The organism is Nonomuraea sp. NPDC049637 (genome assembly GCF_040675235.1).
GTDB lineage: Bacteria > Actinomycetota > Actinomycetes > Streptosporangiales > Streptosporangiaceae > Nonomuraea.
Map to the genome: position 1 here is coordinate 251,506 of NZ_JBFAOM010000002.1, position 24,736 is coordinate 276,241.

The window sequence follows — 24,736 nt, forward strand, 5'->3', positions numbered from 1 at the left end:
CCGGCCGGCCACCCGAAGGGGAAGCCGGCCGGGCCCGCTCTCACCCTGGACGGCCGGGAGCGGTGACCAGGGCGCTCTGTCCCGGCGCGACCCGCGTGACCACGGCGGGGGCGTCCGGGAAGCGGGCCTGCCAGCGGTAGGTGGTGTCGCTGGAGGTGTTGGTGAGCGTGGTGGCGGTCCTGCCGTCGTGCCGGACGGTGATCGTGCCGTCACCCACGGGGATGCCCGAGACCTCGGCCCAGGCGATGTCGTCGGGCAGGCGGGACAGCGTGGTCACGGCGTTCACATCGGGTGAGACGCCGAGCAGGCCCTCGACGACCTGGCTGACGAGAGTGAAGGACACCTCCGGGTAGTCGCCGTTGAGGCCGCCCGCGACGTGCGGTTCCGCACGCCGGTCGAAGACGTGCCGCATCCAGCGCCAGGCGGCCGCGTTCCTGTCGTGACGGAAGAAGGTGTCGGGCAGGTACGTGTAGGCCTCGATGTTGCGGGGACGCTCGGGGCCGGCGGCTTGGCCGTCGATGAAGTCGAGGTAGGCCTCGTTGCGCGGACCTGGCTCGATGAGGTCCTTGAGCGGCATGAACCAGCTGTTCTCACAGCCCCATCCGGTGACGGGGGCGCCGTCCACGGTGTAGCCGCGCACCAGGTCCGCGGGGTTCTCGCCAACGCTCCAGACCTCGTTGAAGTGCCGCCTCAGCTCGGCGGCCCGGCCGGCGAAGTCCTCGCCGTCCAGGCCGCGGGCCCGGCTCAGGGCGCTCATCGCCAGGTACGCCTGGTACCGGGAGCCGACGGAGTCCCCCGCCTCCGCCAGGTGCTCGCCGGCCAGCTCGTTGTAGCTGGCCACGCCCTGGAAGATGCCTTTTCCGGTGGCCCGCGGCACGATCTCCGTCAGCGCGTTGCGGTAGTAGGACCACAGCACGGGATCCTCGACGTAGGCGCGGTCCCAGGTCCATCGGTAGGCGGCCCAGGCCTTCTCCACCAGCTCGTACACCGCGGGCAGCTCGCGGACGAAGGAGCCGGGGCCGCGGTAGTCGATGGACAGGTAGGAGCCGTCGAAGTTGAACGCCCACACCGGGTGGAAGCCGTGCTCGGGGGTGGCCGAGGCGGCGAAGCAGCGCAGCATGGTGAGGTTGGCCTCGGCCATGCCGAGCAGGTGCGCGCCGACGATCTGGTGGGCGAAGTCGCGGGCGTAGAAGCCGCTGCGGTGTGCGTAACCCGCCCAGTAGGAGGGCAGGTAGCGGCCCTGTCCCGTCCCCTCGGGCCGGTGCTCGTCGACGTCGACGGGGCCCTGCGAGCCGCCCTCGTGCCGCAGGCGCAGCGCCTTCGCCCGGGCCCACTCGAACATCGCGACCAGCTCGGAGCTGGCCGAGCCGATGCGCATCATGGGCCGATGCTGGGACGGATCACCAGCTCCCCGGGCAGCAGCAGCCCCGCCTGAGGGGTCGCGCCGTCCTCCACCGTCTGGATCAGCCGGCCGATCAGCGCCCGCGCGATGCGCTGGAGCGGCAGCCGTACCGTGGTCAGGGCGGGATGGAGGAACGCGGTGAGGGGAAGGTCGTCGAAGGCGGCCAGAGCGAGGTCGGCGCCGATCTCGATGCCCTCCTCCCTGGCCGCGGCGTAGACGCCGAGCGCGAGCCAGTCGCCGGCGGCCACGACGGCCGTCGGACGGTTGCGTCCGCGCAGCAGCTCACGGGTGACCGTGACGAGCTCCGCTGGGCCGTCGCCCGGCGCGGAGAACTCCTGCCCCACCAGGCCGTGCCTGCGGACGCCGGCGCGGAAGCCCTCTCTGCGGTCCTCCATCCAGGGTTGCGCGCCGACGGAGGCCAGGAAGGCCACGCGCCGATGCCCCCTGGCGGCCAGCAGCCCGACCAGCTCGATGACCGCCTGAACGCTGTCGACGTCCACCCACGACTGCGGCTGGTCCGGCATCGTCCTGCCGAACGCGGCGAACGGGAACCCCGCCTCGGTCAGGTGCGCGACTCTGGGGTCGTCGCGCATCACGTCCGACAGCAGGAAGGCGTCCACGGTGCGGGCCGCGATCACCTCGTCCAGCGCCTGTTCCTGGCTCTGGCCCGGGCGCGGCCGCAGCAGCAGGATCCGGTAGCCGACCTCGCCGGCCGAGGCCACCACGGCCTCCAGGAACCCGCCCATCAGCGGGTTGGGGTTGGCGGGGTCGTCCACCGGCGTCGGGTAGGCGATGATGCGCCTGGTGCCCGACTTGAGGCTGCGCGCCGACTGGTCGGGCCGGTAGCCGAGCTCCTCGATCAGCCGGGTCACCCGTTCCAGCGTCTCCGGCTTGAGCCGCTGGGGGGCGTTGAGCGCGTTGGAGATCGTCTGGCGGGACACGCCGGCCGCGCGGGCGACGTCCTCGATGGTGATCCCACGGCGTGCCGCCACTCAGTCTCTCCTCACCGTCAGCAGGCCCCCCACGGGGACCTCGACCACGCTCGCGCCGGAGGTGAAGCGCAGCTCGCTCTCGCTCACGAGCCGCCCGCCGCAGTCGCGGACCTCGGCCGTCGCGACACCCCGCCCGTACAGGACGACGCGGGTGTCGGGGGCGGCGTTGGCCACGAGCAGCTCTGCGGTCTCCGGCACGTCCACAGGCAGGGCAGCGTACCGGGCCACGACCTCGCTCTCCTCACTGTAGGCCCGCACCAGCGGGTATCCGTGCTCGACCCCGTGCGGTTCCAGCACGCCGAGCTGCAGCGTGGCCAGGTGGCTGCGGAAGACGCCCAGCCAGAACCGGATCGCGGCGAGCTGGTCGGGCCGCTGGGCCGCCAGGTCCACGGAGATCTGCGGCACCGAGAAGAGCACGTTGATCAGGTGTACCGCGACCTGCTCGGCGGACTCGTCCGGATGCCAGAGGATCATGTCCGAGTGCACGGCCTGAGGTCCGGCGGTCAGCCGCAGGTCGATCGTCCGCTGCCGGTTCTCCTGCGGGCTGAGCGGGCAGTCCACCGCCCTGACCATGTTCGCGTACGGCCACAGACCTGGGCTCGTGTACGGCTGGCGGTGCTCGATCAGCACGTCCGGCTTCGCCGCCCGGAGCCTGACGTCGAGCTCGCGCAGCAGCTCGGCCACCCCTTCGTCGGTGCCGAAACGGTCGACGAAGTCGATCTTCAGGCCGTCCGCGCCCCACTCCTCCACCGCTCGCGCCAGCTTGTCGACGAGAAACGCGCGCACCTCGGGGTGACGCGGGTCGAGGACGGCCGCGTCCATGTGGTCGAGGTAGCGCAGGAACTTCCCCTCGAAACGCTCGAACGCGGCGTTGTGCTTGCCCACGAACGGCAGCGCGTACCACAACAGGTAGGCCATGCCGTCGTTCTGGACCTTCTGGATGTGCTGCCGGATGTCGGAGATGTTGGGCTCCCAGTCGCCGCAGAAGGCGTACCCCCGCGACCGGTCGGCCGTCTGCCACCCGTCGTCCACGATCATCGTGGCGCAGCCCAGCTCCTTCGCCAGCCGGGCCTGGAGCTCCACCGACTCCCGCGAGACCTCCTGGTGCATGCTGTACCAGGTCGAGTACACGGGCAGCCTGGCCTGACGCGGCGTGGGCGGCAGGTCGCGGCCCTCCTGCCACCATCCGGCGACCTCGGTCAGCGCCGCGGAGAACTGCCGGTCCGACAGGTCCAGCCGGATCCGCAGCCCCTCGTTCTGCACGGTGAAGACGAACTCGCCGGTCTCCTCGATCACGCCGCCGGTGAAGCTGCCGGTCACCGAGGCCAGGGCCACCGTGCACAGGTTGGCCCCCGCCGTGCCGACAAGGCTGACGACGGGCGCGCCGGAGACCAGCCCGGCCGCCGTCGCAGAGCTCCAGATCGGCGGGATCCAGCGGGTGCCCGAGCCCGGCGTCCAGAAGGCCGCGGCGTCGACGCACGGCAGTCTCCACTGCGCCGCGGTCCCTTCCGGGGCGTCGATCAGCCAGACGTCCGGCGCGACCGGGGTGACCGTGATCGCCTCCGTACCGGCTATCGCCACCTCGACCTCGCCCGCGCGGACGACGGTCGTCTCCCCGAGGGCGTGCGGCTCCCAGATCTGCATGATCAACCTTTCGTGGCCCCGGCCAGCAGGCCGGAGATGAACTGTTTCTGAAGGACGAGAAAGAGGATCATCATGGGCAGCGCGGAGATCGCGGTGCCCACCATGACCTGGCCGAAGTCGGTCCTGGCCAGCCCCTGGAGGGTGGCCAGCGCGACCGGCAGGGTGAACATCCCGGGCGTGCGCAGCGCGATCAGCGGCCACAGGAAGTCGTTCCACGCGCCGAGGAACAGGAAGACCGCCAACGCCGCGAGCGCGGGCCGCATGACCGGCACCACCACCCGCCACAACACCCGGAGCTCCCCCGCCCCGTCCACGCGCGCCGCGTCCAGCAACTCGTCGGGGACGGCCTGCAGCGACTGCCGGATGAGGAAGATCCCGAACGGGACGGTCAGGTTCGGCAGGATGAGCGCCGGGAAGGTGTCGATCAGCCCGAGGTCGTTCATCATCTCGAAGATCGGGATGATGGTGACGCCGCCCGGGATCACCAGCGTCGACAGCAGCAGGACGAAGAAGGCGTTCCTGCCACGGAACTCGAACTTGGCGAACGCGTAGCCCGCCAGCAACGCCACGACCAGCGCGATCGACGTCTGGACGGTCGCCACGAGCAGCGTGTTCCCCAGCACGTGCAGCAGGCCGATGGACTCCTCCAGCTTCGCGGTGTTCGCTCCGAGCTGGTCGCCCGGCGAGAACGTGGGCGTGGCGCCGAAGATGTCGGCGTTGGCGTGCGTGGCCGCCATGGTCAGCCAGTAGAACGGGCCGACGCACAGGGCGAAGCACGCGGCGAGCGCGAAGGTCAGCAGCCAGCCCTTCATTTCCTGCCTCCGGTGAGCTTGAGCTGCACCAGCCCGAAGCCGGCCACGATCAGCGTGAGCGCGTAGGCGATCGCCGAGGCGTAACCGAAGTCGAAGTAGCGGAAGCCGTTCTGGTACAGGTAGAGGGAGATCGTCAGGGTGGAGTTGTCCGGGCCGCCGCCGGTGAGCACGAACGGCTCGTCGAACAGCTGCAGCGTGCCGATCGCCGACAACACGATCGTCAGCAGCAGGATCGGCCGCAGTTGCGGGACGGTGATCGACCAGAAGCGGCGGACCGCTCCCGCGCCGTCGACCATCGCCGCCTCGTACAGCTCCTTCGCGATGCTCTGCAGCCCGGCCAGGTAGATCACCGCGTTGTAGCCGCAGTAGTGCCAGGTCAGCGCGATGACGATGGCGATTCGCGCCCAGAAGGGGCTGCCCAGCCAGTCGATCGGGCTGACGCCGAAGAGGCCGAGCAGCCAGTTGAGCAGGCCGGAGTCCTTGCTGAGGATCACCGAGAACATCACGCCGTAGGCGACCAGGCCGGTCAGCGAGGGCATGAAGACGCCGAGCCGCCACAGGGCGCGCAGCCGTACGAGCCTGGAGTTGAGGCCCAGCGCCAGCAGCAGCGCGAGGATCAGCATGATCGGGACCTGGACGACGAGGATCAGCGCGGTGTTCCACAACGACGTCCAAAACAGCGGGTCGTTCACCAGCCTGACGTAGTTGTCCAGTCCGGCGAAGGAACGCGCCGCCCCGGCGCCGGTCGTCAGGCTGATGTAGGCCGCCGCCAGGATCGGATAGGCCTTGAAGCAGACGAAGCCGAGCAGCGCGGGCAGCACCAGGAAGTACGGAACGTTTCTCCTGGTGAGCAGGCGGCCGGTCATCCCGCGAGCTTCCTGCCGGACTGCTGGGACAACTGCTGGGCCGCCTGGCTCAGCGCCGCGGCCGGGTCGGCGCCCTTCAGCAGAACCTGGGTCTGCGCGTCACTGGCGATCTTCAGCGCGCGGGCGTAGTCGCCGGAGTAGTAGGTGGCGTCCGCGCCCTCGCCCAGCGCGTCCACGAAGGTCTTGAGCGCGGGCTGCCCGCCGTAGTAGTCCGTCTTGGCGGTGAACCGCGGGTCGGCGTAGGCGGCGTTCAGGGCGGGGAAGACCCCGCCGTCCTTGAACGCCTTGTTGATGACCTCGGGCCTGGTCAGCGCGTACTCGAGGAACTTGAACGCCTCCGCCTTGTGCGGGCTGGTCCCGGAGACCGACAGGTACGTGGAGTTGACGATCGCGGTGCGCTTGCCGCCCGGCACGACGGCCGGCGGCTGCATGACGCGCCAGAGCCCCTTCTGCTCCGGCCACATCTCGGGGATGTAGCCGACCGCCCAGGCCGCCCACGGCAGCACCGCGACCTTGTTCTCGCTGATCAGCTTCTTCCGCGTGCCCTCGCCGGAGGTGTCGGCGACGATCCCGGCGTCGTTCATCTTCTTGATCAGGGTCATCGCCTGCACGGCGGGCGCCGAGGAGAGCGTGACCTCTCCCTGACGGTCGAAGTAGAAGGCGCCCTGCTGCTGCAGCAGCGACTGGAAGAGGTCCATGTCCACGCTGCCGGCCGCCGGCTTGTTCAGTCCGATCAGGTAGGCGCCCGTCTTCTCCTTGAGCTTCTTGCCCGCCTCGATCGCGTCGTCCCAGGTCCTGATCGCCGCCGAGTCGATGCCCGCCTTGTCGAACAGGTCCGAACGGTAGAAGAACCCGACCGGGTTGACCTCCCACGGCATCGCGTACGCCTTGCCGTCCTTGCCGGTGACCGTCGGCCACAGACCCTTGGCGAAGGCGTCCTTGTACTTGTCGGCGCCCAGCTCGCTCAGGTCCGCCAGCCCGCCGGGGAACTTCTCCATGTATCCGGGCAGGTAGTCGATGCCGATGTGCAGGACGTCCCCCAGGCCCTTGCCTCCCGCGGCCATCCCCACCGTGATCTTCTCCCAGATCGCGGGGTTCCCGACCACCTGGACGTCGACCTTGATGCCGGGGTTCGCCTGCTCGAAGTCCTTGGCCACCGAGGCCAGCCCGTCGGAGGCGGGCTTCCAGCTCCAGACCGTGATCTTCACGGGACCGGTGGACGTCTGGTCGCTCCCGCCCCCGCCGCCGCAGGCCGTGACGGCCAGGGCGAGAGTCGCGGAGACGACCGTGACGAGAGGTCGGTTCATGATGATTCCTTTCTCGGGGGGTGCAGGGCGGCGGCCAGACGCTGTACGGCCTCGCCCGAGGTGGTGGCGTGGGGCGACAGACGGATCCACTCGCCCCGCAGAGTCGTGGTGAGCCCGGCGGCGGCCAGCGCGGCATGGACGGCCGCCGGATCCCGGCCGGGCATCGTGAAGGACCCGATCCCGCTCCACTCCGCGGCGCCGCGTCCGGCGCCATGTCCGGCGCCACGTCCGGCGCCGGGCGGCGCCGGTCCGCCGGCGCCGGCGGGCCCGTCCAGCAGCACCCGTGCCCCGGCGGCGCGGGCCGTGTCGAGCAGCTCACCCAGCCGGTCGGCCGTCCTGCGGCCGATCTCCGCGACGCCGGCCTCCAGGACCAGCTCGATCGCGACGCCCAGGGCGGCCACGGCGGACCAGTCGGGATTGGTCATCGTGTGCGCGGCCGCTCCCGCGAGCGGCGGCCGGGGCGCGGGCCCCGCCAGCGGGTCCTCGACCCCCGACCACCCGCCGAGTCCTGGCGCCATCAGCCCGGCGACGCGGTCGCGGGCCAGGAGGAGAGCCGCTCCCCATCCGGCGCGCAGCCACTTCTGCCCGCCGCAGACCAGCACGTCGGCGGCCTCCACCTCCAGCGGCACGACGCCCAGCCCCTGGATCGCGTCCACGACGAGCACGCGTCCCGGCCCGAGCACCTCCTTCAGCGCGCCCAGCGGCGCCGGGTAGCCGGTGAGCGCGTCGACCGCGCTGACCGCGAGTGCCCGCACCGACGCGTCCAGGTGCTCGGCCAGCACCTGTGGGGTGAGGCGCGCTTCGTCGATCCACCGCACCCGGAGCCCGCCGCGTCCCTCGAACCGCAGCCAGGGGTAGACGTTCGCGGGGAACTCGCCCCGGGGCAGCAGCACCACGCCCTCTCCGGGCAGCGCGGCGGCGGCGGCGAACAGCCCGTGGCTGGTGGAGGAGAGGAACGCCACTTCGTGCTCGGCCGCCCGCAGCAGCCGCGCCGCGGCCGAGCGCGTGCGCGCGGCCTGCTCCTCGAACCAGGCGAGCGGCATGTCGCCGACGCGGCGGCGGGCCGACTCGGCCAGGACCGCCGCGACCGCGTGGGAGAGCGGCCCCAGCCGGGCGAAGTCGAGGTAGCCGGACGGCTCTCCAAAATTTTGAACGTTCATATCCTCTGGCGGGCCCGTCTAGGCATGACGAAGGGAGGAGTGTGCTGTTGACCGGGGATAACAGGGCGAAGCGATATGAACGTTCATATTACGCAGCTTCCTCCTGGCCGCAAGCAAAGATTGCATAACGGGCCAGGGAAGCAGGCGGCTCACACAGCTGCGGGAAAACGAGAAAGCCCCAGCTCAGCGTACTGAACTGGGGCTTTCGTGCGGTGCGCCGCCAGGGACTCGAACCCCGGACCCGCTGATTAAGAGTCAGCTGCTCTAACCAACTGAGCTAGCGGCGCTTGCAGAGAGGAATATACCGGTGATCCGCATGTTGGTCGAATCGACCTGGGTCGAGCTCCTACCGCTAGAATAAAGTTCGGCCTGCAGACAGGGAGCATCGATGTTCGACTCGCCCGCCGACGTGACGGCGCGGCTCGCCGCCGTGGACTACCTCTCCGACGACGCCATCTCCACCTCGGTGTTCCTCGCCGCCGCGCTGGGCAAGCCGCTGCTGGTCGAAGGGCCCGCCGGGGTGGGCAAGACGCAGCTCGCCAAGGCCGTGGCCCAAGCGACCGGCTCAGAGCTGGTCCGCCTCCAGTGTTACGAAGGTCTCGACGAGGCCCGCGCGCTGTACGAGTGGAACTACAAGAAGCAGCTGCTCCGCATCCAGGCCACCAGCGCCGACGACGACATCTTCACCGAGGAGTTCCTGCTCGAACGCCCGCTGCTGAAGGCGATCAGGTCGGCCGCCCCCACCGTGCTGCTCATCGACGAGACCGACAAGGCCGACGTCGAGGTCGAGGGCCTGCTGCTGGAGCTGCTGTCGGACTTCCAGGTCACCATCCCCGAGCTGGGCACGATCGCCGCCACCCGCCGGCCGTTCGTGCTGCTGACCTCCAACGCCACCCGCGAGCTGTCCGAGGCGCTCAAGCGGCGCTGCCTCTACCTGCACATCGAGTACCCGACGCCGGAGCGGGAGCGCGACATCGTGCTCGCGCAGGTGCCCACCATCCGCGCCGACCTGGCCGAGCAGCTCGCCAGGACGGTCGCCACCATGCGGGCGCTGGAGCTGAAGAAGGCGCCGTCGGTCGCCGAGACCGTCGACTGGGCCAACACGCTGCTGGCCCTCGGCCGCCAGGAGCTGGACGAGGCGACGGTGGCCGGGACGCTGGGCGTGGTGCTCAAGCACGCCTCCGACCAGACGCGGGCGATCAAGGAGCTGGGGCTGCCGGATGCCTGAGCGCGGATCGCTGGTGGACCGGCATGTCGGTTTCGTGCACGCGCTGCGCGAGGCGGGCCTGCCGGTGTCGCTCGCCGAGGGGCTCGACGCGGCCCGCGCGCTGCGGGTGATCGACCTGAGCGAGCGCGAGTCGCTGCGCGCCGCCTACGCGGCCACGCTGGTCAAGAAGCCGGCCTACCGTCCGGGCTTCGACGTGCTGTTCGACCTGTGGTTCCCGTCGTCCACGACCGGCATGTACGCCCCCCGCCCCGCCGAAGCCCGCCTGGACCCTCAGACGGCCCCGGTGGACGAGCTGCGCGAGCGCCTGGCGGAGCTGCTCACCGGCAGCACGGACAGCGAGCTGCGGGAGTTCGCCCAGGCCATGGTCGAGCGGTTCGGCCGCCAGCAGACCACCGGGCCGGGCCGCCAGAACTGGTTCTCCTACAGCGTCCTGCGCGCCCTGTCCCCCGAGACGCTGATGGCCCGCATCCTGCAGAACGTGCTGGCCGGGCAGGAACGCGGCGGGCTGGCCGAGAAGACCGTGCGGCAGCGCGTCACCGGCAACATCCGGCGGTTCGAGGAGGCCGTGGCCACCGACGTGCGCCGGCGCATCGCCGAGGACTCGGGGATCGAGCGCATCGCCCGCTCGGCCGTGCGCCCGCCGCTCGACCAGATCGACTTCCTCCGCATCACCAGGGCCGACCTGGCCAGGCTGCGCAAGGAGGTCCATCCGCTGGCCAGGCGGCTGGCCGCGCGGCTGACGATCAAGCACAGGAAGGGGCGCAGGGGGCGGCTGGACTTCCGGCGCACCGTACGGGCCTCGCTGCAGAGCGGCGGCGTGCCGCTGACCACGCACTTCAGACCGCCCCGGCCGCACAAGCCGGAGCTGGTCATCCTCTGCGACACCAGCGACTCGGTCTCGTCGTTCGCGCACTTCACGCTGCTGCTGACGTACGCGCTGCGGGAGCAGTTCACGAAGGTGCGGGCGTTCGGGTTCGTGGACAGGGTGGACGAGATCACCCGCTTCTTCGTGCCCGGCGCGGACGTCGTGGAGGCCATGACGCGGCTCGCGAACGAGGCCGACATGTCGCGCTTCGGACGGACGAACTACGGCCACGCCCTGGAAGGCTTCGCCGAGCGGCACTCCGACGCCATCGGCCCCAGGACCTCGCTGCTGATCCTCGGCGACGCCCGCTCCAACTACCAGCCGCCGGCCCTCGACGTGCTCAGGCGCCTGACGTCGGGGGCCCGCCACGCCTATTGGCTCAACCCCGAGCCCAGGCAGCAGTGGGACACCGGCGACTCGGTCGCGAGCGAGTACGGCACCGTGGTGGAGATGCACGAGTGCCGCAACGTCGCTCAGCTCACCGCGTTCATCGAGACGCTGGCCTGACGGCGGTCAGACCTTCTGCAGCTCCCTGGCCGCGGTGCGGGCCAGCAGCTCGACCTGCTCGTCGGTGAACACCACGCCGTCGACCGCCTTGATGCGCCTGGCCACCAGGCGCGGCTTGAGCAGCGTGAGCCCCTCCCCGACCACGACGCCGCCGCGCGGCAGCAGCCCGCAGTGGACGGCCAGCATGGGCGAGATCGTGACCTCGATCCCGGTCTCGCGGGTCAGCAGCTCGGCGAAGGCCTCGGCGGTGTCCACCAGCGGTTTGGCCCACTTGGTGCCGTACTTCTCGCTGAAGAACAGCCTGCCGTTGTAGCAGCCGATCTCGGTGTCGGGGCTCCAGGACTCGTTGTCGATGACCCAGATGCCGGTCGGGCCGATCACGAGGTGGTCGATGGAGGCCTGGTCGCGGATCGCGCGGCCGTCGAGCACCTGGTAGCCGCGCCTGGCGAGCTGCCTGCGCAGCAGCCGGCCGGTGATCAGCTCACCGCGCCGGGCGCCGCGCCAGACGGCTGTCGCGCGGAAGGCGCGCCAGTCGATGTACCAGTCGACGGCGGCCACGAGACCGGCGGTGACGGCCCCCCAGAACAGCATGTACTCCGAGCCGAACCGCAGCGCCAGCAGGATGCCGCCCACCGCGCCCACGCCTGCCTTGACGTACCGGGAGCGGCGGCGGTTGGGCGCGTCCTCGCGCCAGAACTTCTCGTACCACCACTGCGGGGATGAGCCTGTGTACTTCTCGTCCTGCTGCACGTAGATAGAGCCACCGGGCACGGCAAACTCCCCGAATGAGTAGAAACCCTCAGGATCTGCCACTCCGAAGATCCCTCGCCGGACGGAGGCATACCCAAGTACGAACCAAGGCGAGCCTAAGGTGACGCAAATAAAACCTGCAAGACCGTCAACCGACCAGTCGGTATGCTATGGCGGGTGACAAGGGGGACGATGTGAAGGAAGAACCCGTTCGGCAGCGGTTGCTCGCCGAGGCGACCCGGCTGTTCGCGGCCCGTGGATTCGAGGGGACCTCGGTCCAGGAGATCGTCCAGGCGGCCGGCGTCACCAAGGGCGCCATGTACCACTATTTTGACTCAAAAGACGATCTGCTGCACGAGATCTACGCCCGCCTGCTCCGCATGCAGATGGACCGGCTGACGCGCATCGCCGACGGCCCCGGCACGATCCGCGAGCGGCTGCACCGGGCCGCGGCCGACGTCGTGGAGACCACGACCGCCAACCTCGACGACTCCAAGATCTTCTTCAGGTCGATGCACCTGCTCGCGACCGAGAAGCAGAAGACCGTGCGCGCCGAGCGCCGCCGCTACCACGAGCGTTTCCGCGACCTGGTGGCCGAGGGGCAGCGCACCGGCGTGCTCAGCGACCGGGTGCCCGCCGAGCTGGTCGTCGACTACTTCTTCGGCTCGGTGCACCACCTGGGCACCTGGTTCCACGCGGACGGGCCGCTGACCGGCGCCCAGGTGGGCAAGCACTTCGCCGACCTACTGCTGAACTCCCTCGGGGCCGGGGACGCCGGCGAGTGAGGCCAGCGCCTCCCGATGGTCGCCGGGCGTGCCGAGCGCGATCTCGCTGGCCTTGGCGCGCTTGAGATACAGATGTACGGGATGCTCCCAGGTCATCCCGATCCCGCCGTGGAGCTGCACCGCCTCCTCGGCGGCGTGCACCGCCACCCCCGCGTTCCACGACTGCGCCACCGCGACCGCGATGTCCCCGGGATCGGCGGCCGCGCCGCGGGCGGCGGCCCGAGCCCTGACGACGTCCAGCCAGAGGTCGGCCAGCCGGTGCTTGATCGCCTGGAACGAGCCGACCGGCCGGGCGAACTGGTGGCGCTCCTTGACGTAGGCGAGCGTCGTGTCGAGGCACCACTCGGCCACGCCGACCTGCTCGGAGGCCAGCAGCCCGGCCCCGAACCTCAGCACGCCGGCCAGGTCGCACGCGCCGACGTCGCGGACCTGCGCCCCGGACAGGGTGACGGTGGCGACCGGCCGGGTCAGGTCGAGCGAGGGCACGACCTCCACGGTGGCGCCCTCGGCCTCGTACAGCCTGCCCTCGAAGGGGACGAGGAGCACGTCGGCCACGTCCGCGCCGGCCACGCCGGTGACGGTGCCGGACAGCCGCCCGTCCGCCAGCCGCAGCGACGACCCGCGCCCCGGCCGGTACGGCGAGGCCGCGAACGACACGACCAGCGCCGCCGTCCTGCGTCCTTCGGCCAGCTCGCCGAGCAGGGCGTCACCGGTGGGCAGCAGCGCCTTGGTGGCCAGGACCGCGCTGGTCAGGAACGGCACCGGCGCCACGGCCCGGCCCAGTTCCTCCAGCACGACGGCCGCCTCGCTGGCCGAGGCGCCCGCGCCGCCCAGCTCCTCGGGCACGAGCAGCCCGGCGACGCCGATCTCGCCCGCCAGCGTCTTCCACAGGTCCAGGTCGTAGGGCTGCGACTCGACGCGCCCGAGCACCGCGGCGGGCGGGCAGCGGTCGGCGAGCAGGCCGCGCACGGCCGCCCGCAGCTCCTCCTCGACCTCGGAGTAGAGCAGAGTCATCGCGGCAGGTCCTTCCAGGGCACGTCCTTGTCGACGCGGGGCTCGGAGGGCAGGCCGAGCACCCGTTCGGAGATGATGTTGCGCAGGATCTCGGACGTGCCGCCCTCGATCGAGTTGCCCTTGGCCCGCAGGTAGCGGTAGCCGGGGCCGCGGCCGTAGAAGTCGACGTCCTCCGAGCGGCGGAACGTCCAGTCGTCGTAGCCGAGGTCGCGGCGGAGCTCGACGTCGAAGCCGGACAGCGCCTGGTTGAGCCTGGCGAACGACAACTTCATGCCCGAGCCCTCGGGGCCGGGCTGGCCGGCGGCGAGCTGCTCGCGCAGCCGGGCCCCGGACAGGCGGGTGACCTCGGCCTCCACCCACAACGCCAGCAGCCGCTGGTGCAGGTCATGGGTGCGCAGCTCGGGGTGTGCGCGCCAGGCTTCCAGCACCGCGCCGACCATGCCGCCGCCGCGCCGCACGGGTGCGCCGCCGATCGCGACGCGTTCGTTCATCAGCGTGGTCTGCGCGACCCGCCAGCCGTCGCCGACCTCGCCCAGCCGCAGGTCGTCGGAGAGCCGCACGCCGGTCAGGAACACCTCGTTGAACTCGGCCTCGCCGGTGATCTGCCGCAGCGGCCGCACCTCGACGCCGGGGGCGTGCATGTCGCAGACGAAGTACGTCATGCCGCGGTGCTTGGGCACGTCCGGGTCGGTGCGGGTGACCAGGATGGCCCAGCGGGAGTGGTGGGCGCCCGACGTCCAGACCTTCTGGCCGTCGACCACCCACTCCTCGCCGTCGCGGACCGCGCGGGTGGCGAGCGTGGCCAGGTCGGAGCCGGCGCCGGGCTCGCTGAAGAGCTGGCACCAGATCTCCTCGCCGGTCCACAGCGGGCGCAGGAAGCGCCGTTTCTGCTCCGGCGTGCCGAACGCCAGGATCGTCGGCGCGGCCATGCCGAGGCCGATGCCCTGGACGCCGCTGTTGATCTGCGGCGTGCCGGCCAGCTCGTGCTCAACCACCTGCTGCAGCTCCCTGGCCGCGCCGAGGCCGCCGAGCCCTTCGGGGAACCAGACCCAGGCCAGCCCGGCGTCGAACCTGGCCCGCAGGAACTCCAGCCGGTCCCCCTCGGGGTCGTGCTCGCCGAGGAACGCGCGCACGCGCTCCTTGATCTGCGCTTCGTTCACATGAACCTCTTCAGCTCGCGATGGGCCAGGGACCGCTTGTGCACCTCGTCGGGGCCGTCGGCCAGACGCAGGGACCGGGCGCCCGCCCAGAGCGCGGCCAGCGGGAAGTCCTGGGAGACCCCGCCCGCGCCGTGCACCTGGATGGCCTTGTCCAGGATCCATTCGACGGTGATCGGGGTGGAGATCTTGATGGCCTGGATCTCGGTGTGGGCGCCCTGGTTGCCCACGGTGTCCATCAGCCAGGCGGTCTTGAGCACGAGCAGGCGCAACTGCTCGATCCTGATGCGGGACTCGGCGATCCAGTCCTGGACCACGCCCTGCTGGGCGACCGGCTTGCCGAACGCCGTCCTGGCCAGGGCCCGCCGGCACATCAGCTCGACCGCGCGCTCGGCCATGCCGATCAGGCGCATGCAGTGGTGGATGCGGCCGGGGCCGAGCCTGGCCTGCGCGATGGCGAAGCCGCCGCCCTCCTCGCCGATCAGGTTCTCGACCGGTACGCGCACGTCCTCGAAGATCACTTCGGCGTGGCCGCCGTGGTCGGCGTCGGTGTAGCCGAAGACGTGCATGCCGCGCTTGACGTGCAGCCCCGGGGTGTCGCGCGGCACCAGGACCATGCTCTGCTGGCGGTGCTTGGGCGCGTCGGGGTTCGTCTTGCCCATGACGACGAAGATCTTGCAATTGGGGTTCATCGCGCCGGAGATGAACCACTTGCGGCCGTTGATGACGTACTCGCCGCCGTCGCGGACGATCGAGGTGGCGATGTTGGTGGCGTCGGAGGAGGCGACGTCGGGCTCGGTCATCGCGAAGGCCGACCGGATCTCGCCGTCGAGCAGCGGGCGCAGCCACTCCTCGCGCTGCCACTGGCTGCCGAACATCGCCAGCACTTCCATGTTGCCGGTGTCGGGGGCGGCGCAGTTGGTGGCGGTGGGGGCGATGCTGGGGCTGCGGGCCATGATCTCGGCCAGCGGGGCGTACTGGAGGTTCGTCAGGCCGGCGCCGTGCGCCCCGGGCAGGAACAGGTTCCACAGGCCGCGCTTCCTCGCCTCGTCCTTGAGGTCGTCGAGCAGCGGTGGCGGGCTCCAGCCGGCGGCCGCGGCCTGCTCCTCGAAGGCGGGCTCGGCCGGATAGACGCATTCGTCCATGAAGCGGAGCAGGCGCTCGCGCAGGTCCTCGGTGACGGTGTCGAAGGCGAAGTCCATGCCGGTGAGCCTACCGACCGGCCGGTATGGATGTCGACAGGTGGTTCCCCGCAAAAAGGGCCAGGTGGCCGTCAACCTGCGACGGGACCGCCGCCTATCGTGGCGGCATGACCGCCAAGCTGCCCGCGCCCGTGGTGCTGGAGAACGACGTCGTGCGCCTAGAGCCGCTCACCCTGGAACACGTCCCCGACCTGTTCGCCGCCGGCGGCGGGGACGACGAGCTGTGGCGCTGGCTGCCGATCGCCACCCCGCGCACCGAGGAGGACCTGGCCAGGACCGCCCGCGCGCTCATCGGCGACGACCAGCACGTGCCGTTCGCGGTGATCCCCAAGGAGACCGGACGGCCGGGCGGCTGGACGACCTACATCGACGTGCCCGGCTTCGACGACAGCGTCGAGATCGGCTGGACCTGGTACGGCCGCGCCCACTGGCGCACCGCGGTGAACACCAACTGCAAGCTGCTGCTGCTCGACCACGCCTTCGGACTCGGGTTCAACCGGGTCCTGCTCAAGACCGACGTGCTGAACCTGCGCTCCCAGGCCGCCATCCGGCGCATCGGCGGCGTGCACGAGGGAACCCTGCGCCGCCACCGCAGGAGGCCCGACGGCACCTGGCGCGACACGGTCTATTTCGGCATCCTCGAAGAGGAATGGCCGGAGCACCGGGCTCGACTGAACCGCTGAACGGAAGGCGGCATCTAATCCCGCATGACTGATCGGCTGGGAGGCTACTGGCTCGGCGCCCGGCTCGACGGCGGCGGGCGGACCACCGTCCGCGAGGCCTACGACGAGTCGGGCGGTCGCCATGCCCTCCACCTGCCAGGACCGGGCGCGTACGCGACGGTCCCGCAGGTGCGCTCGGTGCACGCGGCGCGACTGGTCGAGGCGTGCCCGCAGGGCGATCCGCCGTACCTGGTCAGCGAGTACATCGAGGGGCCGACGCTGCGCCAGGTCGTCGAGCGGCACGGCCCCTTCGCCGGTGACGACCTCTACCGCCTGGCCGCCGCCACGGCCACCGCGCTGGCCGCGGTGCACGAGGCGGGGGCGGTGCACGGGTCGCTCACGCCCGACAAGATCATCTTAGGCGTCGAGGGGCCGCGCCTGGTGGGGCTGGGGCTGGCCGACGCCGAGGCCGGGCCGGCGGACGACGTCCAGGCGTGGGGGCGCGTCCTGCTGTTCGCCGCGTACGGGCTCACCGAGCGATTAGGCAACGGGGAGCGCCTCGACCGGCTGTTACGCGGCCTGGTCGCCGCCGCGCTCCACGACGACCCCGACCGGCGTCCGGACGCCCGCCACCTGCTCATGTCCCTGCTCGACGCCCCGCAGTCCCAGCTCGGCCGCCTGCTGCCGCCGGAGCCGGTCGACGACCCGCCGCTCGGCGTCCGTGCCGAGGCCATCTACCTCCAGCTCTGCCGGGCGGACCAGGATCTGGTGCCCGAGGTCTTCCTGCGCCTGGTCGGGCTCGACGAGTCCGGCGGCGACACCGTGGCCCCCGCCCTCCGTGACGACCTGGTCGCCGGACGCGCCCCCGACGAGGTGGCCGCGATCGACCGGGTGCTGGAGGCGTACGGGAAGGCCGGGATCCTGACGATCGGCGACCGGGGATCCCTCACGATCACGTACACGGCGTTGCTGCGGGCCTGGCCGCGCCTGCACGAGTGGCTGGACGGCGAGCGGGAGGGCCTGGCCGTGCACCGGGAGCTGGCCAGGGTGGCGCGCGCCTGGGAGGCGGGCGGGCGCCGCGAGTCCGACCTCTACCAGGGCGAACCCCTCGACCAGGCGATGGCATGGGCGGCCGGCGGGCGGCGGCGGGTCACCCTGAGCCCCGGCGAGCAGACCTTCCTGGACGAGGCCCTCGCGCGGGCCCGCGGCGGCGCGCGCAGGCGGCGGCGGCTCATGGTCGGGCTGCTGTCGGGCCTGTTGTCGGTCGCGCTGCTGGCGGCGCTGCTCGCGGTGTGGCAGCGCGGGGCCGCCGAAGGGCGGCTGGAGCAGGCGATGGCCAGGGTCGCCGCGTCGCGGGCCGAGGCGCTGCGGGTGGCCGATCCGGTGACCGCGCGCCGGCTGAGCCTGGCGGCCTGGCGGCTGGCCCGGGTGCCGCAGGCGCGGCGGGCGCTGACGGCGGCGGCCGCCGACCCGGCCGTGGACGTCTTCACCGACCCGCAGGCCGGGCCGCGCTCGCTGTACGCGATCAGCGACGACGGCTCCCGGCTGGCCGCGCTGACCGACGATACGGTACGCGTCTACGACGTCCCCGGGCACCGGCGGATCGCCGAGACGGCCGGTCCCGAGCAGAGCGTGCGGGCGATGGCCTGGTCCCCCGACGGCCGCACGCTGGCCTTCGTCGGCGTGGACCGATCGTACCTGTGGGACACGGCGTCGGGGCAGGGCGTGGGGCCGCCGTTCGGGAGGGGGCTGGGCGCGCCGGGCGAGCAGTCGGCGTGGTTCAGCCCGGGCGGCGGGCTGCTGTTCGCGGCGGCCCGGCAGTCGGGCGAGCGGTGGGCCTGGGACCTGCGGGCCCGCCGGGCGGCCTTCGTCGGCGAGTACGCGGTGGCCGGCCCCGGTGACCGGGTGGCGCTGACGTTCGACGGCCGGCGCTCGGCGATCAGGCGCGGCGACCGCGTCACGCCCGCGCCGTGGCTGGACCGGATGCCGTGGGAGTACACGACGTTCGCGCCGGACGGCGAGCGGGTGGCCATCGCCGAGGAGACCGGCATCCAGATCTACGACCTGGACGGCGTGCCCGTGCTCGGCACCCGGCTGCGGCCCTCCCCCGGCCACCTGCGCTTCAGCCCGGACGGCCGACTGCTGGCCGGGACGGACAACGACCGGGTGCGGGTGTGGCGCGTCCCCGACCGCGTGTTGCTGGCCGAACGTCAGGTGCCGGTGGGCGGCGCGGACCGGCCGGCGCGGGCGGTGCTGGCCGGCGACGGGCGTACGGCCCGCGTGCTGGCCGCCGGCGGGACGGTGCTCACGCTGGACCTGGCCCGCTCGCCCGCGGCCGGCGACCCGGCGTCGGCGGTGTGCGCCCGCTACGGGGGCCTGTCGGCCGCGGACTGGGCCCGGCACCTGCCCGAGGTGCCCTACCGACCGACCTGTCCCGGCTGACGGCGGCTGATCCCGGCTGACCGCTGCCGATTCCGGCTGATCACGGCGTTACGCGAATTATTCTCGAATTCGTTGCGTGGATCTTGAACCAACCCCCTTGCCGGGCACGTAACTGTAGTCATACGGTCACCGTGAGCTGTTGGTCGAAGAGAAGGAGAGTTCCCCCCGTATGGGCAGGCATGAGGCACCCCCCAAGGACGAGTCGCCGGAGGCCGAGTCCGGCGCGGCCGACGGCCACCGGGAGCCTCGCGGCAAGCACGCGAGGGACGGCGAGGACACGGGCGGCGAGAAGTAGGCCGCCCGAGGCCACGCACGGCCGACACGGGCGCCGGCGGTCCTATCCGCCGGCGCCCTCGTCACGCAGCATGCCGGTCAGCAGGTCGCGCAGCGCGAGGGTGAGCTCCTTCACGGTGGGCACGGAGCCCGCGCCCGCGATCGCGTCGAACATCAGCCCCTCGCCGAAGGCCACGAGCTGGCGGGCGTGGCGCGCCGGGTCCTTCGACCCCAGGGCGGCCAGCATGGCGGGCGCCGGGTCGCGGAAGTGGCGGCCCGCCCGGTTGTAGATCTCGCGCAGTTCCGGACGCCTGGTGGCCTCCAGGGCCAGCTCGTAGCGGGCCAGGGTGCGCCTGCGGTCGTCGAGCTGCACGCGCACCGCCTCGGCCAGCCGGGCGGGCAGGTCGTCGAGGGTGAGCGCCGCCGGCTCGTACGCGATCGCCATGGCCTTCATCTCCAGCTCGGTGAGCCGGGACAGGGTCAGCTCCAGCAGCGCGGCCCGGGTGCGGGCCAGGTTGGAGGTGGATCCGGGCGGCAGCCCGGCCGCCTCGTCCACGGCGCGGTGGGTGAGGCCGCGCATGCCCCGCTCGGCCAGCAGGGTGATGGCCGTGTCGGCGACGGCGTCGGCTCGTTTCACGGACCGAATACTACAGGGGTAGTGCGAGCGAACTACAGGTGTAGTACGCTCGCACTACAGACGTAGTAACCGAGGAGGCGTCATGCCCAAGGCTGTGGTGATCGGTGGCGGCATCGGAGGGCTGGCCTGCGGCGTGGCCCTGCGCCGCAAGGGGTGGGAGGTGAGCGTCCTTGAGCGGGCGGCCGCCGTCGAGCCCGTCGGGTCGGGGCTGGCGGTCGCCGCCAACGCCCTCAAGGCGCTCGACACGCTGGGATTGGGCGACCGGGTGCGCGAGCTGTCCACGGTGGAGGGGCCGCTCGGCGTGCGGCGGCCGGACGGCCGCTGGCTGACGCGCACCACGACCGACCACGCCGACGCCCGGTACGGGGACTCGGTGGTGGTCATGCTGCGGGCGACCCTCATGGACGTGCTCGCCGGCGCGCTGGACCCGGGCGTCCTGCGGCTGGGCGTCACCGTGACGGGCGTGGACGCCGAGCGCGGGATCGTGCGCACGGACGCGGACGAGATCGAGGCGGACCTCGTCGTGGGCGCCGACGGCATCCGCTCGGCGACCCGGCGGGCGCTCTTCCCCGGCCATCCGGGACCGGTGTACTCGGGGGTGACGGCGTGGCGGGCGCTCGTCCCGCGGAACGGGCTGGAGATCCCCCGGTCGGAGAGCTGGGGCAGGGGGCTGGTGTTCGGCGTCCACCAGCTCACCGACGACCTGGTCTACCTGTACGCCACCGACCTGTCACCCGCCGGCGCCGCCCACGGGGACGAGCGGGAGGAGCTGCTGCGCAGGTTCGGCGGCTGGCACGAGCCGATCCCGGCGCTGCTGCGGGCCGCCGACCCCGCCCGGATCATCCGCAACGACGTCCACTACCTGAGGACGCCGCTGCCCGCCCTGCACCGGGGCAGGGTGGCGCTGGTGGGCGACGCGGCCCATCCGATGACCCCGAACCTGGGCCAGGGCGCCTGCCAGGCGCTGGAGGACGCCGTGGTGCTCGCGCACGTGGCGGACGGCGACCTGGCCGCCTACACCGCGGCCCGGCTGGCGCGCACGTCGGACGTCGTGCGGCGGTCGATGACGATCTGCCGGGTCACCAAGCTGCGCAACCCGCTCGCGGTACGGCTGCGCGACCTCGCGGTGACCGTGGCGGGCCGGCTCAGCCCGGAGCTGATGCTGCGTTCGATGGACGACGTGCTGGCCTGGCGTCCGCCGGTGGCGGCGGTCACTGACCGGACGCGGGCCGCCGACCGGTGACCGCGCCCTCGGAGGCCGTCTCGGAGGCCGTCCCGGACGCCTTGGTTGCCGCCTCGGCGGCCACCGTGGCGGAGGTCAGCACCGGGGGGACGGGAGCGGGGGCCGGGGCCGGCTTGGAGTGGTCGGGGGTGAGGCGGCCGAGGGTGATCGTGCCGCCGATGGTCAGCGCCCCGGCCAGCAGGGCGGGGATCGCCGTGGACGGGCTGGCGGGCAGCGGTTCGCCGAGCAGGATCGCCCCCGCCAGCACCGAGGTGATCGGGTCGATGACCTGGACGCCGGCGTAGGCGATGCCGAAGTAGCCGACCGCGTACGAGCGCTGGAGCAGCACCACCGCGCAGACCAGCAGCACCGGCACGGCCAGCGTGAACCAGTGGATCAGCCGCCCCCAGTCGCCCTCCAGCCCGCCGCCGACCACCCGCACGAACGTCGAGACGCTCGCCGTCACGACGCCGGCGCCCACCGACAGCAGCAGCGCCCGCGCGGGCCCGTGGAAGCGCCGCGCGAGCACCTGCGACACCAGCGCGATCGCCGCGATGACGCCCAGGAAGGCGAGCGCGGCGCCGCTGCTCAGCCGGGGCGTGACGTTGTGCTGGGGCACCAGCAGCATGAGCCAGAGCAGGCCCACGGCCACGGCGATCGAGCCGAGGATCTCCGCCCGGTACGGCCTGCGCCCGTACATGAAGGCGGCCAGCGGCACCGCGAACACCAGGGTGGCCACGCTGATCGGCTGCACGGCCACCAGCGGCGCGAAGCTGAGCGCCACGGCGTGCAGGCACGCCCCGGTGAAGCCGATGACGCCGCCGATCCACCAGCGGGGGCGCCGGACCAGCTTGAGCGAGGCGCCCGCGGCCACGGCCTCGTACTGTTGGAGGGCGGCGCCGAGCGCGTATCCCAGCGCTCCGGCCAGCGCGATGAGCAGTCCGATCCAGGTCATCGGCGCCCACGCAGGGGCAGGGGTCCGTGCAGGAGCATTGCTCCAGCTTAAGAGCCGAGCGGAGCACTACCATCATTCTTTAGGCTGATAAATCGCCCAATTGGGGCTGCCACCTGCAGGAACTTGTGGCTGATCCTTGAGCCCCCGCGGGGGCGTCGCGGGGCCTACGATTGCTCGGGCACCACGCAGAACAGGTGGCCCTCCGGGTCCTGCAGCACGATCCAGCGCGTGCCCTCCTCGGTGACGCCCGGCTGGAACTCCGGCTTGACCGCCCCGAGCGCGGTGTACTCCTCGACCGCCTTGTCCAGGTCGGGCACGCGGAAGTCGAGATGGAACTTCTTGTCGGCGCTGGGCCACTCGCCCGGCTTGTAACCGGGGACACGGCCGAAGTAGATGTTCGTGGACCCGTCGCCGATCGCCGCGTACTCCTCCTCCGAGTACTGGATCTCGAAGCCGGTCACCTCGTGGTAGAAGGCGGCCAGCTTCCGGGGGTCGTCGCAGTCGATGGTGAAGGCGATGAGCTTGGCTTTCGTCGTCATGCGTCCATTCTGTCGGGCGTACCTGTCATCTTCTGTCAGGTACGCCCGGCGGGTTCAGCCGCGGCGCGTGGCGGCGGTCACCCGCTTGAGGATCCGGTCCCATTCCGTGCCGAACGGGTTGTCCTGCACCAGGTACGTCCAGGTGGCCGACGGGCGCTTGAGGTCGGGCTCGGGGGCCTCGAACGACTCCAGCGAGCGGCGTTCGACCTCGGCCTGCAGCGCCTTGTACTCGGCCACGGCCTCCCGCTGGAACTCGTCGACCGGGCTCATCCGGCCCAGCGCGCGCAGGTGGATGCCCTCGCGCAGGTCGTTGAGGAAGGCCAGGTGCTCGGTCCAGCAGGTGTCGATGGCGTGCAGGACGATCTGGCGGGCCGTCTCGTCCCTGGTGTCCTCGGGCAGCTCGGCCCAGCGCTCGGGGTCGGCCTCGGCCAGCGCCTTGGCCGCGGCGTCGCCGTGCAGGACCTTGTCGCGCCATTCGAGGATCAGCTCACGCTGGTGTTCCAGCAGGCGGGTGTAGCGCCAGGTGTTGCGGTGGATCTCCAGGTTGACGCCCTCGGCCACCCGCTGGGCGTGGCCCACGATGTACGCGCCGCGCCGGTGGCGCACCAGGCCGTCGGGGTCGGGGGCGGGCGGGCGCTCGTCGGGGACGAACTGGGTGATCAGGTCGTCGGTCATGCTGACGAAGAAGACCGAGCCGCCCGGGTCGCCCTGGCGGCCGGCCCGGCCGCGGAGCTGGTCGTCGAGGCGGCTGCTGGCGTGGCGGCCGGAGCCGATCACGTAGAGGCCGCCGAGCTCGGCCACGCCCTCGCCGAGCCGGATGTCGGTGCCGCGACCGGCCATCTGGGTGGAGACGGTGATCGCGCCGCGCTCGCCCGCCCTGGAGATGATCGTGGCCTCTTCGGCGTCGTTCTTGGCGTTGAGGACGACCGGCTCCATGCCGCGGCGCTGCAGCAGCTTGGCGAGGTTCTCCGACTCGGCCACGTCGAGGGTGCCGATGAGGATCGGCCGGCCCGTCTCGTGCACCTCCTGGATCTCCTCGACCAGCGCGGCGTCCTTGTCGGGGACGGTCGGGTAGATGCGGTCGGGCTCGTCCTGGCGCACGCACGGCCGGTTGGACGGGATGACCGCGACCTTGAGGCCGTAGAACTCGCCGAGCTGCTCGTTGACCGCGACGGCGGTGCCCGTCATGCCGCAGATCTGCGGGTAGCGGCGGATCAGCCCCTGGACGGTGATCGAGTCGAGGATCTCGCCCTTCTCGCTCGGCGGCAGCGCCTCCTTGGCCTCCACCGCCGCCTGCAGCCCGTCGGGCCAGCGCTGCAGCAGCGCCACCCGGCCGCGCGAGGGGTTGATCAGCTGCACCCTGCCGTCGCGCACGATGTAGTCGACGTCGCGGGCGAGCAGCGCGTGGGCGTGCAGGGCGAGGTTGAGCTCGATGAGGGTGCCGGGCTCGTGCTCGTCGTAGAGCTCGACGCCGAGGATGTTCTCGACGCTGTCGGCGCCCTTGGGGGTGAGGTAGACGTTGCGCGCCTGCTCGTCGATCTCGTAGTGGTAGCCGCGGACGAGCGTGCGCACCAGCGCCGCCATCTCCGGCACCGCGCTGCCGGGGTCGGCCGCGCCCGCCATCACCAGCGGCACCCGCGCCTCGTCGACCAGCACGGAGTCGGCCTCGTCGATCAGCGCCACCTCGGGCGCGGGCACCACGATCTCGGCCGGGTCGGTGCGCAGCCGGTCGCGCAACACGTCGAAGCCGATCTCGCTGACCGGCCCGTACGTGACGTCCTTGGCGTAGGCGGCGCGGCGCTCCTCCGGGGTGGAGTTCTGGTCGATCCAGCCCACGCTGACGCCGAGCGCCTCGTAGAGCGGGCCCATCCACTCGGCGTCGCGCCTGGCCAGGTAGTCGTTGACGGACATCACGTGGACGCGCTTGCCCTGCAACGCGTAGCCGGCGGCGGCCATGGCGCCCGACAGGGTCTTGCCCTCGCCGGTCGCCATCTCCGCCACCTTGCCGTCGAGCAGGGCGAGCGTGCCCAGCAACTGCACGTCGTACGGCCGGAGCCCGAGAGTGCGGTCGGCGGCCTCACGCACGACGGCGCAGAACTCGGCCAGATCGTCCATGGCCGGCGTCGGCAGCTCGTCGAGCTTCCCGACGCGGCCGGCGCGGTCTTCGGCCGCCTTGACGATCTTCAGATAGGGGCTCAGGTTCACGCCGCCTGGACGATCCAGGAGGTTTCTGAATATTCCCTTTATCGAGGCCACAGTTCCTCCAACGCACTTTTCGCCGGCGCCGTTCCGTTATGCCGAAATGAGAGAACGGA

General features: G+C 71.8%; 22 protein-coding genes and 1 tRNA gene. 7 read left to right on the plus strand and 16 right to left on the minus strand.

Features of this window, described 5'->3' with window-relative positions:
* Positions 1 to 40: 40 nt before the first annotated feature.
* From AB0J71_RS03620 to AB0J71_RS03655, 8 genes are all read right to left on the minus strand, one after another.
* Complete coding sequence (locus AB0J71_RS03620; protein ID WP_364412503.1) at positions 41 to 1,381, minus strand: hypothetical protein; 1,341 nt, start codon at positions 1,379 to 1,381, stop codon at positions 41 to 43.
* Positions 1,378 to 2,394, minus strand: coding sequence for a LacI family DNA-binding transcriptional regulator (locus tag AB0J71_RS03625; RefSeq protein ID WP_364412506.1), 1,017 nt, complete (start codon positions 2,392 to 2,394; stop codon positions 1,378 to 1,380). Before AB0J71_RS03625 ends, AB0J71_RS03620 begins: the two co-directional genes overlap by 4 nt.
* Complete coding sequence (locus AB0J71_RS03630; RefSeq protein ID WP_364412509.1) at positions 2,395 to 4,038, minus strand: glycoside hydrolase family 36 protein; 1,644 nt, start codon at positions 4,036 to 4,038, stop codon at positions 2,395 to 2,397.
* Between the two features lie 2 nt (positions 4,039 to 4,040).
* Positions 4,041 to 4,850: a carbohydrate ABC transporter permease gene (locus tag AB0J71_RS03635; RefSeq protein ID WP_352319580.1), complete on the minus strand. Its 810-nt coding sequence runs from the start codon at positions 4,848 to 4,850 to the stop codon at positions 4,041 to 4,043.
* A complete protein-coding gene (locus AB0J71_RS03640) occupies positions 4,847 to 5,716 on the minus strand; it encodes a sugar ABC transporter permease (protein ID WP_364412512.1) in 870 nt (289 codons plus the stop codon). The genes AB0J71_RS03635 and AB0J71_RS03640 overlap by 4 nt, the downstream gene beginning before the upstream one ends.
* Positions 5,713 to 7,023 (minus strand): sugar ABC transporter substrate-binding protein, encoded by a 1,311-nt coding sequence (locus tag AB0J71_RS03645; protein WP_352319576.1) that lies wholly within the window; start codon positions 7,021 to 7,023, stop codon positions 5,713 to 5,715. The genes AB0J71_RS03640 and AB0J71_RS03645 overlap by 4 nt, the downstream gene beginning before the upstream one ends.
* Positions 7,020 to 8,183, minus strand: coding sequence for an aminotransferase class V-fold PLP-dependent enzyme (locus tag AB0J71_RS03650; RefSeq protein WP_364412515.1), 1,164 nt, complete (start codon positions 8,181 to 8,183; stop codon positions 7,020 to 7,022). The genes AB0J71_RS03645 and AB0J71_RS03650 overlap by 4 nt, the downstream gene beginning before the upstream one ends.
* Before the next feature lie 213 nt (positions 8,184 to 8,396).
* Positions 8,397 to 8,470: transfer RNA gene (locus AB0J71_RS03655), tRNA-Lys, on the minus strand.
* A 101-nt stretch (positions 8,471 to 8,571) separates the two neighbouring features.
* On the opposite strand from AB0J71_RS03655, the gene AB0J71_RS03660 reads away from it, so the two are divergent.
* Both AB0J71_RS03660 and AB0J71_RS03665 read left to right on the plus strand, forming a co-directional pair.
* On the plus strand, positions 8,572 to 9,411 hold the full coding sequence (locus AB0J71_RS03660) for a MoxR family ATPase (protein ID WP_352319572.1): 840 nt from the start codon (positions 8,572 to 8,574) through the stop codon (positions 9,409 to 9,411).
* Positions 9,404 to 10,783 carry a VWA domain-containing protein gene (locus AB0J71_RS03665; protein ID WP_364412518.1) on the plus strand — a complete coding sequence of 460 codons (1,380 nt, stop codon included), beginning with the start codon at positions 9,404 to 9,406 and terminating at the stop codon, positions 10,781 to 10,783. Before AB0J71_RS03660 ends, AB0J71_RS03665 begins: the two co-directional genes overlap by 8 nt.
* A 6-nt stretch (positions 10,784 to 10,789) precedes the next feature.
* On the opposite strand, the gene AB0J71_RS03670 is transcribed toward AB0J71_RS03665, so the two are convergent.
* Positions 10,790 to 11,554, minus strand: a complete 765-nt coding sequence (locus tag AB0J71_RS03670; RefSeq protein WP_352319568.1) for a nuclease-related domain-containing protein — start codon at positions 11,552 to 11,554, stop codon at positions 10,790 to 10,792.
* A 173-nt stretch (positions 11,555 to 11,727) separates the two neighbouring features.
* Between AB0J71_RS03670 and AB0J71_RS03675 the strand changes: the two genes are divergently transcribed.
* Positions 11,728 to 12,318: a TetR/AcrR family transcriptional regulator gene (locus AB0J71_RS03675; protein ID WP_364412521.1), complete on the plus strand. Its 591-nt coding sequence runs from the start codon at positions 11,728 to 11,730 to the stop codon at positions 12,316 to 12,318.
* Here AB0J71_RS03675 and AB0J71_RS03680 read toward each other — a convergent pair.
* From AB0J71_RS03680 to AB0J71_RS03690, 3 genes are read right to left on the minus strand one after another with little or no spacing between them, the layout of a single operon-like run.
* On the minus strand, positions 12,277 to 13,332 hold the full coding sequence (locus tag AB0J71_RS03680; protein WP_364412524.1) for an acyl-CoA dehydrogenase family protein: 1,056 nt from the start codon (positions 13,330 to 13,332) through the stop codon (positions 12,277 to 12,279). The two genes, AB0J71_RS03675 and AB0J71_RS03680, sit on opposite strands and share 42 nt — an antisense overlap.
* Positions 13,329 to 14,492, minus strand: a complete 1,164-nt coding sequence (locus AB0J71_RS03685; protein WP_364412527.1) for an acyl-CoA dehydrogenase family protein — start codon at positions 14,490 to 14,492, stop codon at positions 13,329 to 13,331. Before AB0J71_RS03685 ends, AB0J71_RS03680 begins: the two co-directional genes overlap by 4 nt.
* Positions 14,489 to 15,691, minus strand: coding sequence for an acyl-CoA dehydrogenase family protein (locus AB0J71_RS03690; protein WP_364412530.1), 1,203 nt, complete (start codon positions 15,689 to 15,691; stop codon positions 14,489 to 14,491). Before AB0J71_RS03690 ends, AB0J71_RS03685 begins: the two co-directional genes overlap by 4 nt.
* A gap of 107 nt (positions 15,692 to 15,798) precedes the next feature.
* On the opposite strand from AB0J71_RS03690, the gene AB0J71_RS03695 reads away from it, so the two are divergent.
* From AB0J71_RS03695 to AB0J71_RS03705, 3 genes are all read left to right on the plus strand, one after another.
* Positions 15,799 to 16,374 carry a GNAT family protein gene (locus tag AB0J71_RS03695; protein WP_352319560.1) on the plus strand — a complete coding sequence of 192 codons (576 nt, stop codon included), beginning with the start codon at positions 15,799 to 15,801 and terminating at the stop codon, positions 16,372 to 16,374.
* A gap of 24 nt (positions 16,375 to 16,398) precedes the next feature.
* Complete coding sequence (locus AB0J71_RS03700; RefSeq protein ID WP_364412533.1) at positions 16,399 to 18,795, plus strand: hypothetical protein; 2,397 nt, start codon at positions 16,399 to 16,401, stop codon at positions 18,793 to 18,795.
* A 169-nt stretch (positions 18,796 to 18,964) separates the two neighbouring features.
* A complete protein-coding gene (locus tag AB0J71_RS03705) occupies positions 18,965 to 19,090 on the plus strand; it encodes a hypothetical protein (RefSeq protein WP_352319556.1) in 126 nt (41 codons plus the stop codon).
* Positions 19,091 to 19,132: 42 nt separating this feature from the next.
* On the opposite strand, the gene AB0J71_RS03710 is transcribed toward AB0J71_RS03705, so the two are convergent.
* The gene (locus AB0J71_RS03710; RefSeq protein WP_352319554.1) at positions 19,133 to 19,705 is read right to left on the minus strand and encodes a TetR/AcrR family transcriptional regulator; all 573 of its coding nucleotides are present in this window, start codon (positions 19,703 to 19,705) and stop codon (positions 19,133 to 19,135) included.
* An 82-nt stretch (positions 19,706 to 19,787) separates the two neighbouring features.
* Between AB0J71_RS03710 and AB0J71_RS03715 the strand changes: the two genes are divergently transcribed.
* Positions 19,788 to 20,948 (plus strand): FAD-dependent monooxygenase, encoded by a 1,161-nt coding sequence (locus AB0J71_RS03715; RefSeq protein ID WP_352319552.1) that lies wholly within the window; start codon positions 19,788 to 19,790, stop codon positions 20,946 to 20,948.
* On the opposite strand, the gene AB0J71_RS03720 is transcribed toward AB0J71_RS03715, so the two are convergent.
* From AB0J71_RS03720 to secA2, 3 genes are all read right to left on the minus strand, one after another.
* Entirely contained in the window at positions 20,917 to 21,882 is a 966-nt protein-coding gene (locus AB0J71_RS03720) for a DMT family transporter (protein ID WP_352319550.1), read from the minus strand. The genes AB0J71_RS03715 and AB0J71_RS03720 overlap by 32 nt on opposite strands.
* Before the next feature lie 164 nt (positions 21,883 to 22,046).
* The gene (locus AB0J71_RS03725) at positions 22,047 to 22,421 is read right to left on the minus strand and encodes a VOC family protein (RefSeq protein WP_352319548.1); all 375 of its coding nucleotides are present in this window, start codon (positions 22,419 to 22,421) and stop codon (positions 22,047 to 22,049) included.
* 54 nt (positions 22,422 to 22,475) lie between these two features.
* Positions 22,476 to 24,626: an accessory Sec system translocase SecA2 gene (secA2, locus tag AB0J71_RS03730; RefSeq protein ID WP_364412536.1), complete on the minus strand. Its 2,151-nt coding sequence runs from the start codon at positions 24,624 to 24,626 to the stop codon at positions 22,476 to 22,478.
* Positions 24,627 to 24,736 lie beyond the last annotated feature (110 nt).